Consider the following 276-nt stretch of genomic DNA (forward strand, 5'->3'; position numbering starts at 1 on the left):
AGGCCACAGCCTGTGACGCGATATGACAGGACAAACAGAGGAGACCGAAAGATGGATGAAGTATTCAACGTGGGGAAAACGTTGCTGTTGGATGGGCAACCCATGTCCTTGGTGACGCCCGCAGGCGTCGAGGCCTGGATCGACCAAGGGATCAAGTACAGCTATCGCTACGACCAGGTGCGCGATCCGCTCGACGGCCAGATGAAGTACCGCTGCATCTACGAGAAAGAAGGGGCAGAGGTGCCGTTTGTGCTGGTCAACAGCCCGAGTAGCGGT

1 protein-coding gene is annotated in these 276 nt (G+C 57.2%); it reads left to right on the forward strand.

Annotated features, from left to right (window positions below; genetic code table 11):
* Positions 1–51 precede the first annotated feature (51 nt).
* A partial coding sequence (locus tag A3722_RS15670; RefSeq protein WP_067916289.1) for a hypothetical protein occupies positions 52–276 on the forward strand: 225 nt, incomplete at its 3' end.

The organism is Sulfitobacter sp. HI0027 (genome assembly GCF_001634775.1).
GTDB lineage: Bacteria > Pseudomonadota > Alphaproteobacteria > Rhodobacterales > Rhodobacteraceae > Sulfitobacter.